Source organism: Moorena sp. SIO3B2 (assembly GCF_010692525.1).
Lineage (GTDB): Bacteria > Cyanobacteriota > Cyanobacteriia > Cyanobacteriales > Coleofasciculaceae > Moorena > Moorena producens.
Genome location: NZ_JAAHHE010000086.1, coordinates 23,001 through 24,325 on the forward strand (window position 1 = coordinate 23,001; position 1,325 = coordinate 24,325).

The window sequence follows — 1,325 nt, forward strand, 5'->3', positions numbered from 1 at the left end:
GTATCGAGATCAAGTGTATGGGGTGGTTATAGAAACTATCGAAAAGACTCCTCTGAATCTGCCAATTCATCAAAATCATCCTCTTTGGGCGCTGATGATGGGAATTGAACACAGTCGCATCCACTTTGAAACCTCTTCGATGCTGATCCGACAACTGCCTGTAGAGCGGCTTGAACGTCCTGACAGCTGGAATTATGCTGTTTCTAATGGCAAGGTTTCCAAGAATGAAATGCTCAAAGTTTCTGGGGGTTCGGTAGCACTTGGTAAACCAGAGGATTATCCTATCTATGGCTGGGATAGTGAATATGGCAATCGTTCGGTAGAGGTTAAACCGTTTTTAGCCAGTCAGTATCTGATTACCAACGGAGAATTTCTGGAGTTTGTCAATGATAATGGCTACGATAATCCAGATTACTGGGATAAAGAATCCTGGATTTGGAAGACAACCTATAATATTAAGCACCCTAAATTCTGGATACCTAGCAATGGTGGCGACAACTGTGGCTACAATTATCGAGCGCTGTTTGACGAGATTGACCTACCTCTCGATTGGCCCGTTGAAGTGAATCATCATGAAGCCATGGCTTACTGTCGTTGGAAGGGTAAAGGGATTCGTTTGATGAGTGAAGCAGAGTGGAATATTGCCACTGCTGAGCTTGATGAAAGTAGCACAAATTTCCAGCAAGACCCCTTTGGGATAGAGGATTACAATCTAAATCTCAAGTTTGGCTCACCTAGCCCAGTGGGTATGTTAGAAACTGCTAAAAGTCCTACTGGACTCTATGACCTGCGGGGGAATGTATGGGAGTGGCTGAGTGATGACTTCAAGCCGCTACCAGGATTCAAGCCCCATCGGCTCTATGAAGATTATTCTGCTCCGTTTTTTGATACCCAACATAACATGATGCTTGGTGGTGCTTGGGTGACTACTGGAACAGAAGCATCCACATTCTATCGTAACTGGTTCCGTCCCTACTTCTACCAACATGCTGGGTTTAGAATTGCTGCTTCATAGCTTTTTGTTGTAAAAAAAGGTGTAAGCATATGCGCTACTTGAGATGCTACTTGAGGTGCTATCAGCTATCAACACCGGAGCTGTGGGACTTCTTTTAACATTGAGTTAAATAACACAAGACTAACAAACTATGGACTATCGCCACATCATCACCATCGAGCCTGGAAAACGCAGTGGTAAACCCTGCATCAGAGGCATGCGCATTACCGTCTACGACATTTTAGAATATCTGGCCGGGGGAATGACAGAAGCAGAAATTCTAGAAGATTTTTCTGAACTAACGTCCGAAGACATCAAAGCCTGTCTTGCT

At 44.2% G+C, this 1,325-nt stretch carries 2 protein-coding genes; both read left to right on the forward strand.

Annotated features, from left to right (window positions below):
• The coding region (gene ovoA / locus F6K38_RS18920; RefSeq protein ID WP_287357133.1) for a 5-histidylcysteine sulfoxide synthase at positions 1 to 1,015 on the forward strand (1,015 nt) is incomplete at its 5' end.
• A 130-nt stretch (positions 1,016 to 1,145) separates the two neighbouring features.
• A partial coding sequence (locus tag F6K38_RS18925) for a DUF433 domain-containing protein (protein WP_287357135.1) occupies positions 1,146 to 1,325 on the forward strand: 180 nt, incomplete at its 3' end.